General features: G+C 59.1%; 16 protein-coding genes. 4 read left to right on the forward strand and 12 right to left on the reverse strand.

Annotated elements, in window-relative coordinates; translation table 11 throughout:
- Nucleotides 1-161: 161 nt before the first annotated feature.
- From LH464_RS13360 to LH464_RS13370, 3 genes are all read right to left on the reverse strand, one after another.
- A complete protein-coding gene (locus LH464_RS13360; protein ID WP_226786894.1) occupies nt 162-644 on the reverse strand; it encodes a YciE/YciF ferroxidase family protein in 483 nt (160 codons plus the stop codon).
- Nucleotides 645-1,103: 459 nt separating this feature from the next.
- Complete coding sequence (locus LH464_RS13365; protein WP_226786895.1) at nt 1,104-1,586, reverse strand: AAC(3)-I family aminoglycoside N-acetyltransferase; 483 nt, start codon at nt 1,584-1,586, stop codon at nt 1,104-1,106.
- Nucleotides 1,587-1,614: 28 nt separating this feature from the next.
- Nucleotides 1,615-1,848 carry a hypothetical protein gene (locus LH464_RS13370; protein WP_226786896.1) on the reverse strand — a complete coding sequence of 78 codons (234 nt, stop codon included), beginning with the start codon at nt 1,846-1,848 and terminating at the stop codon, nt 1,615-1,617.
- 263 nt (nt 1,849-2,111) lie between these two features.
- Between LH464_RS13370 and LH464_RS13375 the strand changes: the two genes are divergently transcribed.
- Nucleotides 2,112-2,417 carry a hypothetical protein gene (locus LH464_RS13375; RefSeq protein ID WP_226786897.1) on the forward strand — a complete coding sequence of 102 codons (306 nt, stop codon included), beginning with the start codon at nt 2,112-2,114 and terminating at the stop codon, nt 2,415-2,417.
- A 175-nt stretch (nt 2,418-2,592) separates the two neighbouring features.
- Here the strand turns inward: LH464_RS13375 and LH464_RS13380 are convergent, their stop codons facing one another.
- Nucleotides 2,593-4,215, reverse strand: coding sequence for an ABC-F family ATP-binding cassette domain-containing protein (locus LH464_RS13380; protein WP_226786898.1), 1,623 nt, complete (start codon nt 4,213-4,215; stop codon nt 2,593-2,595).
- Nucleotides 4,216-4,394: 179 nt separating this feature from the next.
- Here LH464_RS13380 and LH464_RS13385 point away from each other — a divergent pair, with 179 nt between their 5' ends.
- Nucleotides 4,395-5,456, forward strand: coding sequence for a class I SAM-dependent methyltransferase (locus LH464_RS13385; protein WP_226786899.1), 1,062 nt, complete (start codon nt 4,395-4,397; stop codon nt 5,454-5,456).
- Nucleotides 5,457-5,476: 20 nt separating this feature from the next.
- On the opposite strand, the gene LH464_RS13390 is transcribed toward LH464_RS13385, so the two are convergent.
- The 3 genes from LH464_RS13390 to nirK form a co-directional block, all read right to left on the reverse strand.
- On the reverse strand, nt 5,477-6,172 hold the full coding sequence (locus LH464_RS13390) for a Crp/Fnr family transcriptional regulator (protein WP_226786900.1): 696 nt from the start codon (nt 6,170-6,172) through the stop codon (nt 5,477-5,479).
- 84 nt (nt 6,173-6,256) lie between these two features.
- Nucleotides 6,257-7,162, reverse strand: coding sequence for an SUMF1/EgtB/PvdO family nonheme iron enzyme (locus LH464_RS13395; protein WP_226786901.1), 906 nt, complete (start codon nt 7,160-7,162; stop codon nt 6,257-6,259).
- Nucleotides 7,163-7,261: 99 nt separating this feature from the next.
- A complete protein-coding gene (gene nirK, locus LH464_RS13400) occupies nt 7,262-8,395 on the reverse strand; it encodes a copper-containing nitrite reductase (RefSeq protein ID WP_226786902.1) in 1,134 nt (377 codons plus the stop codon).
- A gap of 181 nt (nt 8,396-8,576) precedes the next feature.
- Here nirK and LH464_RS13405 point away from each other — a divergent pair, with 181 nt between their 5' ends.
- Nucleotides 8,577-9,788, forward strand: coding sequence for an NnrS family protein (locus tag LH464_RS13405; protein ID WP_226786903.1), 1,212 nt, complete (start codon nt 8,577-8,579; stop codon nt 9,786-9,788).
- 40 nt (nt 9,789-9,828) lie between these two features.
- Here LH464_RS13405 and LH464_RS13410 read toward each other — a convergent pair whose 3' ends face one another.
- The 4 genes from LH464_RS13410 to LH464_RS13425 are packed head-to-tail and all read right to left on the reverse strand — an operon-like array spanning nt 9,829 to nt 12,286.
- Nucleotides 9,829-10,131, reverse strand: a complete 303-nt coding sequence (locus tag LH464_RS13410; protein WP_226786904.1) for a metal-sulfur cluster assembly factor — start codon at nt 10,129-10,131, stop codon at nt 9,829-9,831.
- The gene (locus LH464_RS13415) at nt 10,115-10,648 is read right to left on the reverse strand and encodes a DUF2249 domain-containing protein (RefSeq protein ID WP_390624977.1); all 534 of its coding nucleotides are present in this window, start codon (nt 10,646-10,648) and stop codon (nt 10,115-10,117) included. Before LH464_RS13415 ends, LH464_RS13410 begins: the two co-directional genes overlap by 17 nt.
- Nucleotides 10,645-12,003 (reverse strand): hypothetical protein, encoded by a 1,359-nt coding sequence (locus LH464_RS13420; RefSeq protein WP_226786906.1) that lies wholly within the window; start codon nt 12,001-12,003, stop codon nt 10,645-10,647. The genes LH464_RS13415 and LH464_RS13420 overlap by 4 nt, the downstream gene beginning before the upstream one ends.
- A gap of 10 nt (nt 12,004-12,013) precedes the next feature.
- A complete protein-coding gene (locus tag LH464_RS13425) occupies nt 12,014-12,286 on the reverse strand; it encodes a DUF2249 domain-containing protein (RefSeq protein ID WP_226786907.1) in 273 nt (90 codons plus the stop codon).
- 220 nt (nt 12,287-12,506) lie between these two features.
- On the opposite strand from LH464_RS13425, the gene hemN reads away from it, so the two are divergent.
- A complete protein-coding gene (hemN, locus tag LH464_RS13430; RefSeq protein WP_226786908.1) occupies nt 12,507-13,859 on the forward strand; it encodes an oxygen-independent coproporphyrinogen III oxidase in 1,353 nt (450 codons plus the stop codon).
- 80 nt (nt 13,860-13,939) lie between these two features.
- Here the strand turns inward: hemN and LH464_RS13435 are convergent, their stop codons facing one another.
- The gene (locus LH464_RS13435; RefSeq protein WP_226786909.1) at nt 13,940-15,838 is read right to left on the reverse strand and encodes a nitric oxide reductase activation protein NorD; all 1,899 of its coding nucleotides are present in this window, start codon (nt 15,836-15,838) and stop codon (nt 13,940-13,942) included.
- Nucleotides 15,839-15,840 lie beyond the last annotated feature (2 nt).

The following is a 15,840-nucleotide window of genomic DNA, read 5'->3' on the forward strand; positions in this document are numbered from 1 at the left end:
AGCGAACCTCCGACAACGCGGTTGACAGCGGCCTACTCTACCGACTGAGCTACACGCCATTGTCGGTTGTAGCCCTCACCCCGTGGACCGCACTACACTGTCTTGGCCTGTTGAATTGGCTTCTTCCCGACCGCCTACTTGTGGCAGCAAGGATAAGCGAACTATGCCTTTTTGGCCGTGTTAATCGACGTCACAGCAAGATTGGTCAGCTTGTTGTTGGTTGCTTTCTCCTGGTCGAGGATTTCGCTCAAAAGCTTGTGCGCCTCGTCATGGCCAAGATCCTTGGCCCATTCGCGCAGCGATCCGTAACGAGCGATCTCGTAGTGCTCGACGGCTTGGCAGGCGGCCAACAGACCGGCATCGAGAGCGGTGCCTTCAGCGTCTTCGATCAGCCCGTCGGCCTCCTTGATCAGACCCTCGATGGCATCGCATTTTTCGCCAGACGCCTTCTTGCCGATCGACTTGAACACTTGCTCAAGCTTTTTGACCTGGTCCTTCGTTTCCGAAAGGTGGTCCTCGGCTGCCTTCTTCAATTCGGGACTTTTGGCAGCCTTTGCCACTTTGGGCAGCGCTTTGATGATCGCGGTCTCGGCATAATAGACGTCCTGCAAAGTGTGCTCGAAAATATCGGACAGCGTCTTCATGGTTTACTCCTTGGCGAATGGTTTGCCGTGGAGAATGCAATCGGCACGGGAATCGTTCCAACATCATGTCGAAGTGTGAAAACCACCCGCCTTAGGCGCGTCCGCCAAGACGTCACCTACCTATTCCGCGCAGCCCCGAGGGTTCCGAACTTTGACAGCATCGACCATATTCACGCTGACCGTGGATGTGGCCGGAGCGCTATCTCCACTAGTGCGCATCTCGTTTCGAGCTTCTGTCCCGAGTGGGTCTCTGACCCTTGGGATCTATTGGCCTTGCGAATAGTTTGGCAACAGAAAGGAGAACGACCATGGACGACAAGAAACGGCCTACCGCTACCGATGGTTCGACCGACGCAGTGACGCCTAAAGACAGTGCCGTTTTCACTGGGACAGGCGAGGACGTGAATAGCATAAGCGAGAACACGGACGGCGACGGTCAGCACAAGATGAAGAAGGAGGTCAATGAGGCTTCTGCCCAGGAAAAATCTGCTCGACTGAAATATCGAAGTGCATGACATCCTCACGAGTGCCGAGTTTCGTGTAGAGGGTGATTGCCGGATCGTCTCCGTAGTCGGCCTGCACGTATATTATCCAGGCGTCGCGGGCGCGGGCGATGTCGCGGAGATGCTCAATAAGCGCTGTAGCTATTCCCCTGCGGCGATGCTTTTCATCGACTGCCAGGTCATAGATGTAGATCTCAAGTCGCTGGCGTTCGAATTTCTGAAGTTCGTATGCGACCAGGCCACCAACCACCTCGTCGTTCTGTAGCGAGACAAGAGCGATGACGTGATCCTTGGACAACAGGTTCGACACGTAGTCTTCGCTGGGTGGTTCTCCAGTATAGGTCTCCGGATCATCGAAAGCCTTGCCGAACATGGCATTCAGTTTCCGGAAAGCGAGCTTGTCTTTCGGACCCAGACGTCGGATGTTCCGTGACTGCATCGGTTGCCTCCCTGTCAACGGCTTGGTTTTACCAGTCAACAACGTCCAAGACAGTTTCGGCCGCGCTGTATAGCATTTCGGAATCGTTCCAGAGCATCCAGGCTCCGATTGCGACAGCGGCTAGCAACGCCAGCCCGAACAGCTTGCGGACCACGGTAAACGCGAACCATAGCGCCACAACGGCGATCAATCCGATGATTATGGGCGAGTAGTTTTCGATAGGAATGGCTGCCTCCTGAATCAGCTGCTTTATTCCGTACACCTTCCGCCGCCCTACAGCGGCTTTTTCATGTCCGACAGTGACCAATATGGATTGGGAAGGCGGCACGTTTCGATCAGCTGCCGCTACAGGGGTCAGGCAGCAGTTCGGAAACAACACGACCCCTACATGACGCCGTATTTTATGGAATTGCACGACATCGAAGTGAGCTGCGAAACTAGCTGACTATTTATCGTCTTGCCTTTAACAGTAGCCTGGAGGAATTTCTCATCCCGTGCGTTTTTCAGGACTGGCATTTAAAACCTATGAGCAACACAGTCGTCGACAGTTTGACCGGAATGTACTTCACGTTGGACGATCCGGATGGAAGCTATGGCACCGGTCAAGTCATCCGTCTCGCTGCTGAGGGCGTCTACTTCGTGCGCTTCGATGGCGACGATGTGACGTTGCCGCTAGAGCTGGTGACGATCGGTGAGATGTTGGAGACAACCGAAGAAGAGTACAAGCTCTGGCGGTTCTTCGACACGATCGAAGAGCGGGATAAATGGATCGAGTGGCTAGACGAGCCATCCAAGCCCCGCGTTCTGTCGCTCGTGCGACCGACCAAGTGAGCCACCACCGGATCCTAGACCCTTTCCAGTGGTGGAATGATCGCGGATCGACCCGGTAGCACTCGACTACAGTCTTCCCCGGCTGGGGGACAGGCTATGCCGGGCGCCAATAATTCGCGGACTGGAAGCCCGCAAGTCCGGCCTCAGGGCTTCCAGCTATCCGGCTTGAAAACGACTAGCTGCGCAGTCCTGGCGCTTCCTGGCCGGTCCGTTCCACATATTCCGTGTAACCGCCGCCATACTGGTGGACGCCATCGGGCGTCAGCTCCAGAACGCGGTTCGACAGGGCCGCCAGGAAATGGCGGTCGTGGCTGACGAACAACATCGTCCCTTCGTAAGCCGAAAGCGCCTTGATCAGCATTTCCTTCGTATCGAGATCAAGGTGGTTTGTCGGCTCGTCGAGGACGAGGAAATTCGGCGGATCGAACAGCATCGCCGCCATCACGAGCCGCGCCTTCTCGCCTCCAGACAACACCCGGCAGCGCTTTTCGACATCGTCACCAGAGAAGCCGAAGCAACCGGAAAGGGCCCGAAGCGGCGCTTGCCCGGCCTTCGGAAAACGCTCCTCCAGCCACTGCAGGACAGTGCTTTCGCCATCGAGCACATCCATCGAATGCTGCGCGAAGTAGCCCAACTTCACACTGGCACCGATATTGACGTTGCCTTTGTCCGGAACTGTCGCGCCAGCGACCAGCTTGAGCAGCGTCGATTTGCCGGCGCCGTTAACGCCCATGATGCACCAGCGCTCGCGCCGACGGACCATGAAGTCGAGGCCGTCATAGATCGCCCGATTGCCGAAGGCCTTGTGAACGCTCTTGATGTTGACAACGTCTTCGCCCGAACGGGGAGCGGGCAGAAAATCGAAGGCCACAACCTGGCGTCGGCGCGGCGGCTCGACACGGTCGATCTTCTCAAGCTTCTTGACCCGGCTCTGAACCTGCGAGGCGTGGCTTGCACGTGCCTTGAAGCGCTCGATGAACTTGAGTTCCTTGGCGAGCATGGCCTGCTGGCGCTCGAACTGGGCCTGCTGGTTCTTCTCGTTGAGGCCACGCTGTTCTTCGTAGAAGCCATAATCACCGGAATAGCTGTTGAGCGAACCACCGTCGATCTCGATGATCTTGGTAACGATCCGGTTCATGAACTCGCGATCGTGCGAGGTCATCAGGATTGCGCCTTCATAGCCCTTCAGGAATGACTCAAGCCAGATCAGGCTTTCAAGGTCGAGGTGGTTGCTCGGTTCGTCAAGCAACATGACGTCCGGGCGCATCAGGAGAATACGCGCGAGTGCCACGCGCATCTTCCACCCGCCTGACAGCTTGCCGACGTCGCCCTCCATCATCTCCTGGCTGAAGCTCAGGCCGGCCAGCACTTCGCGCGCACGCCCGTCCAATGCATAGCCGTCAAGCTCCTCGTAACGCGCCTGGACCTCTCCGTAGCGCTCGATGATCTCATCCATCTCGTCCATGCGGTCCGGATCCACCATCGCGGCTTCCAGTTCACGCAGTTCGGCTGCAACCACGCTGACGGGCCCTGCCCCCTCCATGACCTCGGCCACGGCGCTCCGCCCCGCCATTTCGCCGACATCCTGGTTGAAATAGCCGATCGTCACATGCTTTTCCGTCGAGACCTGTCCGTCATCGGGCAGCTCGTCGCCGGTAATCATGCGGAAAAGGGTCGTCTTGCCGGCGCCATTCGGGCCCACAAGACCAATCTTCTCGCCCTTGTTGAGGGCCGCAGATGCTTCGATGAAAAGAAGACGATGGCTGTTCTGCTTGCTGATGTTTTCAATGCGGATCATGTAACGGTAGTCCAAGCCTGAAGATGCGGGGCCTTATGGCACGGCACAGGGCGGATGTCAGAAAAATTCCTGCCGCCTCTCGGCCCGGAACACTGCCGTGTTTCGGCAAGTGTGATTTGACCGTATATTATCAGATGCTAATTTTGTATATTTCAATCACGCTACTGGGGGAGGTTCCGATGCGTGAGCCGGATATGCAAAAACTCGACGCGCTCGTTGGTCGACTTGTTGGCGACGTTGGCGCCGCAATCTCTGGTGCCTTGGTCGTGCTCGGCGATCATGTGGGAATATTCAAGGCCATGGCCGACGGGACACCCTTGAGCGTTCAGGAACTGGCCGAGAAGACTGGGGTCAAAGAACGTTACCTACGGGAATGGCTCAGCGCTCAGGCCGCTTCGGACTACGTCACCTACCACGACGATACCGATCGTTTCAGCCTGACGCCCGAACAGGCAATGGTGTTCGCCGAGGAAAACAGCCCGGCATTTTTCGTTGGTGCATTCGAACTCACGCAATCCATATGGATGGATGAGCCGAAGATCGCCGACGCCTTTCGAACGGGCAAGGGTGTCGGTTGGCACGAACACAGCACCTGCCTTTTTCGAGGGACCGAGCGGTTCTTTCGCCCCGGTTACAACAACCATCTCGTAGCCGAATGGATACCTGCTCTTGAAGGGGTCGAGGAAAAGCTGAAGGCTGGCGCGAACGCCGCCGACGTGGGCTGTGGCCACGGTGCATCGACAATCCTGATGGCGCAAGCCTATCCCGCCTCCCGTTTTACCGGGTTCGACTACCACGGCCCATCGATCGAGAGAGCAAAGGCGGTCGCCCGGGATGCAGGTGTCGCCGACCGCGTGACGTTTGCGCAGAGTTCGGCGGCAGAGTTTCCGGGGCGCGATTATGACATGGTGGCCATGTTCGACTGCCTTCACGACATGGGGGACCCGGTCGGCGCCGGTCGACATGTCAGGGAAACACTCGGCCCCGATGGAACATGGCTGATCGTCGAGCCTTTTGCGCACGACCATCTCAAGGATAATCTCAATCCGGTTGGCCGCGTTTACTATGGCGCTTCAACGATGATCTGCACGCCGGCGTCGCTTTCGCAGGAAGTCGGACTTGGGCTCGGCGCACAGGCAGGGGAACTGAAGCTCAGAAAGGTCGCACTCGACGCCGGCTTCAGCCATTTCCGCCGCGCCACGGAAACTCCATTCAACATGGTGTTTGAAGTGCGGGCCTAGTTGGTCAAAGTCATATCTGACTATTCCTTGGCATTGTCGGCGAGATTGGACAGGCCCTGGACGTCCCTGACGAGGAGCTTCTGGCGTCCACCCTCCACCAAGCCCTTGCCTTCCCATGCGCTCAGGATGCGGGACACGGTGTGAAGCGTGGTGCCCGTCATTTCGGCAATGTCCTGCCGAGAAATGGGGAAATCGATCCGAATTCCAGCCTCTTCCTGTTTTCCGGCCTGTTTCGTCAGGCGCAGAACCGCATGGGCAACACGCCTCTCAACCTCTTCCGTCGACATTTCCCTGATGCGCGTGTGGGCTTCCTCCAGCCGCTGGCCAATCGTCTGCATCGCGGAAACCGCGAGCTTGGGATGATGATCGATAAAATCGGGCCAGAGTTGGCTCGGCCAGCTGAGAGCAATGCTTTCCGCAACCGCAATCGCAGTACCGGGGTAGTCCTTCCGCTTAAGTGCTTCGGCGAAACCGAACAAATCCCCAGGATGGACGACGCGCACGATGATCTGCTGGCCGCTCGTCGTAACCTGCGTCACTTTCAGGCGTCCATGGAGGAGCAGGAAGAAATGACTTGCCGCTCCGCCCTGCTCGAACACGGCTTCTCCGGGCGGGACACGACGGGAGGCCGCGTGAGTCAGCAACTTGTCCAGGCTTTCGTCGCTCATCTTGTCGAACAGCGGAAATGCCCGGACCAGGCTCTTGTCGATTTTCACTCTGCAACTCTCCGATGTGGCGGAGCGCACGATACATGATCAGAACCGCAGCCGAAAGGGGCCAACCGAGGCTGCGGCATCGCGTTACAGGCTTAGGTTGCTATCGCGAAACACTTTCAGAAAGGGAGCGTACCATGTTGTCGACTTCACAAGCCGGAAGCCCAGGTTGTCGGGCGGGGTCCCTACAGAGCATCCCCCGCCTCTTGGGTCGCGGATGAATGTGCTGGTCGGAGAACGGTGCGGCCCCACTGCTACGTTGACGCCGCAAATCATCTCAACGTCCTTCTGCGCTCCGTTCGCGTGAAGGTGGACCCGGCGATGGCAGGTGCTGGTCCATTCCCATATGTTGCCTGCGAAATCCGTCAATCCGAACTCGTTGTCTCCGAAACTGCCGAGCGGGCGCGGGGCCGGGTCGCGCTTGGAGCGCGAGGCTGCTTCCCGCTCATAGTCGGCTATCCATCGCAAGGCAGGGTTCTTGTTGTCCGGATCAAGGCCGGATGCGTCATCCGGAAAGCGCTTGCCCGCGGCAAAGGCGAGGTCCTGATCCGATGGCAGCTCCCAGTATTCTCCCGTCTTTTCAGAAAGCCAGCGGGCGTAGATTGCGGCATCGTCGTAGCTGACACCGGAGACGGGCAGATTGGGATTTGAAGCGGCATTCGCTGCCGGCTGGCAAGCACCGTCAATGACGCATTCGTCGTATTCCGACGCGGTCACCTGGTATTTCATGATGGTCAGCGGACGGGTTTCGATCACCGTCTTCATGGGAGCATCAATGGCCAGGATGCCGCGGATGTACTCTCCATCGGCGCGGTACTGGAAGGTTCTTGGCGCAATCACGACTGTCTGCGGCTGATAGAGAGCGGCCGCCGGTGGCGTGGCACGAAAGAAGCCAGCCTGATGAAAGACGCCGATCGAAAGCGCGGACAGGAGTGCAATGGGAAGAGCGGTATGAAAAAGTGAGAAAGCCGGTTTGTTTTCTGCGGCAGACATGATCGCCTCCTTGGGCGAACCTCGGACTTTTGTCCGGAAGCATGTCAGGACATGAGCAGGATGCGCGGGCAGACTGCCCGCGCATCCCTGTTCTGGTGATTAGCTTCCAGTCGGTGCAACGACCGCTGTCATCAGATCGTCGTTCCATTCACCGGTGACCTTGAAGTGAGCGGCTGCGCCCAGTTCAAAAGCTTCGATCAGGTTGTGGTTCACGTAGGCGTAGATGCCGGGCTGCTCGAAGGTGTAGAATGCTGCGCCGGCGGTGCCGCCCGGGATAAACCAGGTTTCCTGGTCGACATCCGGTGGGTTGCGGAACTTGCCGGTTGCCCAAACATAGTCACCGTGGCCGCCGATCAGGTGTGGACGCGTGTCCCGGTTGGCCTGCGAATGGATGATCAGGACCTTTTCGCCAACGGCGGCTTCAAGTGCCTTCTCGCCGGTCAGGGCACCAACAGCGCCGTTGAAGACGATGTGGCTCGGGGTCAGCGTGCGCATGACGGCAAGCGTATCCGCATACGATTCGCCCAAGCTGTCATACTTCTTGAAGTTACCGTCTTCGCCCCGCGGCACATAGAAGTCCTGCTCGCCGACGTAGTAGGCCCGGTCATAGACCAGATCCTTGCCATGGCCATCGGTCAGGCCTTCACGTGGCAGCACCATGATGGCGCCGTTCATACCCGAGGTGACGTGCCAAGGCACCATACCGGGAGGTGCGCAGTGGTAGACGAAGACGCCAGCCTTGGTGGCCTTGAAGCGCAACACTGCCTTTTCGCCTGGGTTGACGATTGTCAGTGCGCCGCCACCCAGGGCTCCGGTCGCCGAATGGAAGTCGATATTGTGCTGCAGCTCGTTGGTTTCCGGGTTGATGAGCGTCACCTCGACATAGTCGTTCTGGTGGACGACCATCATCGGGCCGGGAACCGATCCATCGAATGTCATCGCATGGATTTCAGTACCCTTGTCATCGATGACCAGCTTCTTTTCCTGGATGGTCAGCGTGAATTCAACGATCTTCGGCGGGCCGTCTGCCTTCTGGGTATGCGCATGGACGAACGGGGGCTTTAACAGTTCGAGTTTCACGCGCTTAAGTGACGACAGATCGGTGGGGGTAGTCACGGGTGCGACCTCTTCATTCGCTTGTGCAAACGAAGCTGTGACAATCGGACCAATAGCACCGGCAATGGCGGCACCGGCCAACATCGAGCGTCTGGTCAGGTTAAACTGCTGGGTCATCGTCTTTCTCCTAGACTGGGAGCGAAGATTTCTCCGCTTCCCTGACAACCAAGGTAGTATTGCTTCTCATAAGCATCTTTGATCGGGAACAAATATTGCCGGTCTTTTTGCTTGCGTATTCGCAAAGAGGTTTCGACACCCGCGCAATAGACAAAGATCAAGATAAGAAGGAGTTTTCATCATGATCTTTGGATCCGTTGATCGGACCAAAAAAGGCGGCATACCGCGCGGCTTGTCGCAAACGGCGCCTATCCTGTTCTGTTACGGTTTCCGGCCGTTTTTCCTAGGGGCCGCTATTTGGGCCGTTGTCGTGATGGCTTTGTGGATCGCCAGCCTGACCGGTGTGATTGCGATAGCAGAAGACTACGGTCCAACGCACTGGCACGCCCATGAAATGCTTTTTGGATACTCGTCCGCAGTGCTTGCCGGCTTCCTGCTGACGGCCGTTCCCAACTGGACGGGGCGGCTGCCGGTATCGGGCTGGCCGCTGTTTTTCCTGTTCGCTCTGTGGGTCGCCGGCCGGCTGGTTTTCCTCCTGCCCGACGTGGCGGGCGGAGCAGCAGCGGTGGTTGACAGCCTGTTTCTACCGGTCCTGCTTCTAATCTGCATCCGGGAAGTCGTGGCGGGCAGGAAGTGGAAGGACCTGAAGGTGATGAGCGGCCTGCTCGCGCTTTCCGCAGGAAATATCCTCTTCCACCTGGAAGTTATCCGTGGAGGGCATCCGGATGTGGCGATCAAACTCGCCGTGTCGGCCTACGTGCTCCTCGTGATGATTGTCGGGGGCCGGATCATCCCGAGCTTCACCCGCAACTGGATCAACAAGAGCGGACGGACGGATTTTCCCGCGCCCTATGACAGGTTCGACAGCGCAGCGATCGTGACGGGAGTTGCCGCTCTCGCGGCCTGGATCATCCTGCCGCCAGGTCCATGGGTCGCTCTGCTGACGGGAGCCGCATTTCTGATGCAATTCGCTCGTCTGACCCGCTGGCGAGGCTGGACGGTGACAGACGAACACCTCGTCACGGTACTGCACGTCGCCTATTTCTTCGTGCCACTCGGCTTCCTGGGCCTCACACTTTCAGCACTCGAACTGGTTTCGCCGATGGCGGCCCTGCATGTGCTGACGGTCGGAACAGTCGCATCCATGATGCTCGCCGTCATGACGCGGGCCACGCGCGGCCATACCGGACGTGTCCTGACAGCGTCAACGACGACATCGCTTGCCTACGCAGCGATAATTCTCGCAGCGCTGCTTCGTCCGGCCGCAGATTTCTTTCCCGGCCAGACCCCGACGCTCTATGCGGCATCCGGTCTCGCCTGGCTCGTAGCGTTTAGCCTGTATCTGATCGAATATGGGCCGATGCTGGCCAAGGTTCGCCGGAAAATCGGCTGACAACAACAATAGGGCCGCATTGCGCGGCCCTTCCTCCACCTCACGGCTCCATCATTCCAGGGTGCCAGCGCGGCTCATGGACCAGTTGCACGTCGACTGAGAAAACCCCTGTAACAGCCTGTGCGGCATAGCGCACCGCATCGACAATAAATCCTGACGCTGGACATCCGGGCGTCGTTGTCGTCATGACGATACGGACTTCGCCTGTATCGCTCGCGTCGATGAGATAGATCAAACCAAGCCCGACAATGTCGCGGCCGAGCTCCGGATCGATCACATCCTGAAGGCCGGCGCGAATCCTTGTCGCAAGGTCGGTTTCGATCTCCTCAGTCATGGCCTTCATTTTCTTCATCTCCGACGCGAATCATGATGCGATAGAACGTGCCGCCAGCATCAAAATTACCGACCCATTGATGTCCGCGCCGTGTCAGCTCCGGGAAGAGGAAAAGCGGCTCCCGTGAGAGAACCGCGAAAATGACCTCGCCAGGATCAAGCCGTTCCGCTTCTGCGAGCAGGCGTACCATTGGCTCGGGAGGATCCAGGTCCGAGAGATCGAGGTCGATGGAAGGCTCAGGCCAGAGGTCGGGCGAGACGACGTCTTCGGAATGCTGGAGGTTAATGGCTTCCTTCGGCAGGAAGCGCACCTCAAAACCACCGTCGGGCAGTTCTTCCAGTTCATAGTCGAAGCCGCGGCGCTCCATCACCGAGAAAAGCGGCTGGGGTCGGAAGGGTGCTATGAGCCGGAAGCCCTCGCCCGGCGCTAGGTCATCGACAGTTCCCATGATGGCCTGGAAAGGCTCCCCGCCCGATGCGAGGATGGGCCGGACGTCCAATGTCTTGAAACCGATGGCCATGATCATTTCCTTTTAATCGGGGTGGGCAGGAAGAGAGGTGGATGCTGCAGGTTCTCTCCGTCTGCTGCTGGCGCAATAGCAACATACGAAAGCTTGCGAGTTCGTGCGAGTTCGATAACCAGGGCCGCCACGGCAATCAACTGGATCAGGGCAGCGAGGCGGAAAAGCAGCGGCATCTCCAGGAGCAGAGCGAGTACCGAAGCTGCGACGCAACCGGCATACAGGTAGAACCAGGAGCTGGCTCGTCTCTCGTTGATGAGATCCTGGATGCGGGGAACCGGCTTTCGCCCGAGAACGGGACCGTAGTACTCAAGCCAGGTGATGAAGGCGACGATCTTGTAGAGTTGGCCGAGGCCGAGCACGGTCAACCAACCGAAAGCGATCAGATAGACCAAGGCGCCTATCTGGGAGGCGAGCGTTCCGGACAAGGAGAGGAACAGGAAGAGGCCGATCGCCAGCATCAATGCGCCAACGGCAACGGCGCTCATCTGCGTGTTCAGTTCGAGCGATCGGCGTTTTCTCTGCCGATAGATGTTCACGACGTCATAGGCGAAGAGACACGCGGCAATGATGGCGATGGCGATGGCAGCATGGACACCGGCCGTCGCGTCCAGGCCGTAAGCCGCCACGGGGATTGCCACGATGACGGCCAGCACTGCCACCGTCAAAAACAGCCATGCGGCACTAGTGGTCCGACGATCGATCTCGGGCGCCAGGAGAAACATTGCGAGCATCCGATAACTGACACCGAAAGCGCTGACGCTCATCCATCCGATCAGTCCCAGAAAGGCGTGAAGCGAGAGACCGTTCACCAACAACTGGTCGAGGAAGGACGCTTCGATCACGCCGGAGAGATCGAGCGCAAAGCTGACGCCGAGAATTGCGGTTGCTGTCAGCGCTACGAGGCCGGTGGCGACAAACCGGGCAGGCAAACCGATTGGTCGCGCCGACAGTAGCGTACCACCCACCATGTAGACGACAAAACCGAAACCCGCGGCGAGGAACATGCCGCCAACGGGAAGGAGAACGAGCCCGCCATCGAAATAGCCGGCGAGGTGCACGAAGCCGCAAACGAGACAGAGCAGTCCCGCGATCAACAGCAGGAGTGCGTGAAGAGCGAGGTCCGGTGCGTGCAGGGGCTTCGACACGAGGACCGGAACGAACTGCAGCAGAGCGCCGCAGAACAGCAATCCAAGCCAGCCGATGGCGAATATATGAACCACGACCAGCGTCTCGGGTGCCTCGATCGGCAGGACAGGAAAACCGAATCCGGCGGCGAAAAGCGCTTCCCCCCCTAGTAGGAAGAAAAGTGCGGCCGCGAAATAAGACATTGTCCAGCGGGAGATCGAGGCACCGGTCATGGCCGATCCGTCAGTCGCCGCAGCAGCAGTCGCACCCGGAACTCTTGGCGCGGGTGATCTCGACACGCCAGGTCTCTGGTCCCTGCTCGAGATAGGCCCAGTCGAACTGCTCCGGATAGCGGCTTTCAATCTGATAGTGCAAAGGACGGGGGTCATGATCGCTGGCGACATGCATGGACGTGCCCGGCTCAAGCGAGGTCAGCACGCCGAAAATGCGCGGATGGCGCTCTGCAGGGGGCAGGACGCGTACGTCGATCAGCGGAATCTCGGATGTGTTCGGCATATATCTCTTTCCGAAGGCCTGATTGATCATCCCGGGAGAGCAGGCCGGCTCTTCCCAATTCCCCACATTACTTCTCATCCCGACAATTCAATTTGTGGTGCGACAAACAACCGCGAATTGGCAGCTACCGCCGGCCGCGAACCTAGTAATTGACATTGCGCAAAGACCTCGTCGCGCATGCCCGATACCTCCTTTTGCAAGACGAACGAAAGGAATGACGATGTCCCAGACAATCGTGGAGAAATACGGCGAGGCGCGGCTACCCCGGTATACGAGCTATCCGACCGCCCCGAATTTCAGCGCGGACGTGACACCCGGCATGTATGCGGACTGGTTGCAGGCAATTCCTTCCGAGCAGCCGACATCCCTCTATCTTCACATCCCGTTCTGTCGCTCCATGTGCTGGTATTGCGGCTGTCACACCACGATCACCGAGAAGGACAAGCCAATCCTCGACTACCTCGAGGTCCTTCACCGGGAGATCGACCTGATCGCCAATGCGCGCGGGCGCAGTTTCAATATCGGTGAGATCCACTTCGGCGGCGGCACACCCACCATCATCCAGCCGGCTGAGTTCATCGCCCTGATGGATGCAATGCGCAACAGGCTCGGCTTCGCCGCACAGGTCAACGCAGCCGTGGAGATCGATCCGCGTCGGATGCAGCCCGGGATGGCGGATGCGCTTGGACAGTCCGGCATAACGCGGGCCAGCCTCGGCGTGCAGAGCTTCGACCCGAAAGTGCAGAAGGCGATCAATCGCATCCAGACGGCGGAAACGACGCTGACGACAGTGGAGAGCCTGCGAAAGAACGGCATCCAGGCAATCAACTTCGACCTAATCTACGGATTGCCGTACCAGACCGTGGAATCCTGTGTCGAGACGGTGGACGTCGCCGTCGCGATGCGGCCGGATCGCTTCGCGGTGTTCGGCTACGCCCATATCCCGAGCTTCAAGAAACACCAGAGACTGATCGACGAGGCAGCCCTCCCCGATGCACGGGGGCGGCACGCCCAGGCGGAAGCGATCGCGCAACGCCTCGTCGAGGCCGGTTACGAGCAGATCGGCCTCGACCATTTCGCACTGCCGCAGGACGACCTTGCGATCGCCCAGGGCGAAGGGCGCCTGCATCGGAATTTCCAGGGCTATACAACGGACTCCTGCAAGACCCTTATCGGGCTCGGCGCCTCGGCCATCGGCAAGTTCGGCCAGGGCTACCACCAGAACGAGGTGCCGCCAGGCCTTTACGCCAGCCGTGTTTCGTCCGGCGAGCTGCCCACTGCAAAGATCTACGGCCTGACTGCGGAAGACCGATTGAGGGCCGACGTGATCGAACGGCTGATGTGCGACTTCACGGTCGATATCGGCGCTCTTTGTGCCGCACACGGTTTTGATCCCGACCGGCTGCTCTTGGAAAACAAGGTTCTCGATGAGCTCGAGAAGGACGGCCTGATCCAGCGGGACAATGCCGTGGTCCGTGTGGACGACAGGCATCGCTTCGTGGTCCGTGCGGTGGCAGCCGCGTTCGACGCCTATCTGGACGCATCGAAGCGCACCTACAGCAAAGCCGCCTGATCCATAAAGAATGATGCGGTTAACAGAAAGAGCCCGGTAGGGGATGTCCTTCCGGGCTCTTTCGTGCGGCCAAACCTCTCCTAGACGGTTAGGCCGCGATAGATGGCCGGCAGGGCCGCCGGCAACCTTGAGATATCTCCCACCATGGCGAAGCCGTTGCGCCCGAACATGACCGGCAAATAGCTCTGCGCATCCCGATCGACCGTAACAGCGAAGACCTTGGTGCCGGACCGGCGCGCTTCCTGAACGGCACGGCGGCTATCCTCGAGCGCAAACCTGCCCTCGTAGTGGTCTATGTCATTTGGCTTTCCATCCGTCAGCACAAGCAGAAGCTTGGTCCGGTTCGGTCGTTTCTGGAGTTCCGCCGTCGAATGTCTCAGGGCCGCACCGAGGCGGGTGTAGTATCCGGGCTTCAGGGCTCCGATGCGATTTTCGACTGCAGGGCCTGTAAGCTCATCGAAAGCCTTGACGGTTTCAACGCGAACCCACGACCGTCGCCTTGACGTGAACGTCAGGATCGAATGGTCCGTGCCGATGGCCGCAAGACCCTGCGACAGGACAAGCAATGCCTCTTTTTCGACGTCCAGCACCCGGCGGTTGTCGATCCAGGCATCGGTGGACAGCGAGACGTCGACCAGAATGGTCACGGCGAGATCCGATGCGTGAGGACGGCTCATCATGTGGATGCGGTCGCTTCCCTGCCCCCCGGCAGCCAGGTCCGTGCGCGACCGCACGACGGCATCCATGTCCAGCTCCGCGCCGTCCAGTTGTGCCTTGAGCAGCTCATTGCGGGGGCGAAGGATCTCGAACTGGCGTCGTACCTTTTTCACCAGCCGACGTGTCTCGTCCCCCTGCACGAGAGCGTCACCTTTTTCTGATGCGGGGGCGGCGAAAACCCTGCAATAGTCCTTGAGGTAAGCACCTTTGCGGTAGTCCCATTCGGGATAACTCAGATCGGCTTCGATCTGCGCAACGTCGAGCATTTCGGGGGGCAGGTCGAGATCGAAGCGGAAACGCGAGGACGGGCGCTCGCGTCGCCGCCCCAGGACTATCTCGTCGAGGTCGTCGGCCGCCTTGCCGTCGTCATCGTCCTTGTCGTCGGTGGGACGGTCGACATTGACCATTTCCGCCATCGCGAGGATCTTCTCGAAGCGGTTTAAAATAAACGGGCTGCGCTCCGACCGTTTGTCGTCCGGCCGCTCGCGTTGGCCCACCAATCGCTTTCGATCGGCAGATGTCTTGGCCTCGCTTAATGGAATATCCGCATCCGCCCCGCCTGGTGCGGTTTCCTCCGCGGCAAAAAACTGCGGCCATAGTGGAATGTCCATCATCGGCAGGTAGCCGGGCGGGGCGGCGCGCGGAAAGATGGACGGGGGCAGTGGATCAACCACGCCGGCACCTACACGCAAGAGGCTGAGAATGCGGTTCTCAACCAGTTGCTCCACGGGAGGCAGCTTGCTCCTGTGCCTATCCTCGAGCATGGCAGTGCACAGCCGGCGATAGCAGCGTTTCAAGCCGGGGAACGCCTCCAGCGTCTCCTTCACGGTCTGCGCTGCAGCGTCGATCCGGCACAGATCGTGCACAAGTGGATCGTTGCCGGAAAGGTTCAAAGGAGGGACTGTCGCCAGATAAGCGGTCAGCCAGATGTAGAGGTCCCTGTTGAGGCTCCTGTCAGGAAATAGATCCGCCTCCGTCGGAAGCATGACGCGCGCGAAATCCCGCCCGACGCGTGCCACACGCTCCTCGCCGAGCCCGACCAACTGTCGCAGCTTGAGCCTATGACCGGAAGTCTTCTGCGCCGCCGGCACCAGCTGGCAGGTGCTTTCGCCGCCGAAGCCACGAAAACATGAGGCGAGGACAGACGAAACCTCGTCAAGCTTCACGGCATGTTCCGGGTAGCGGGGCATGCTGTGGGTCTGCCCGACAAGGCGGTGCCACGCCTTGCCGACAGTTTCTTCCAATTCCAGGAATTCGAACATGA

It is taken from the genome of Pseudorhizobium xiangyangii (assembly GCF_020531965.1).
In the GTDB taxonomy this organism is placed as follows: domain Bacteria; phylum Pseudomonadota; class Alphaproteobacteria; order Rhizobiales; family Rhizobiaceae; genus Neorhizobium; species Neorhizobium xiangyangii.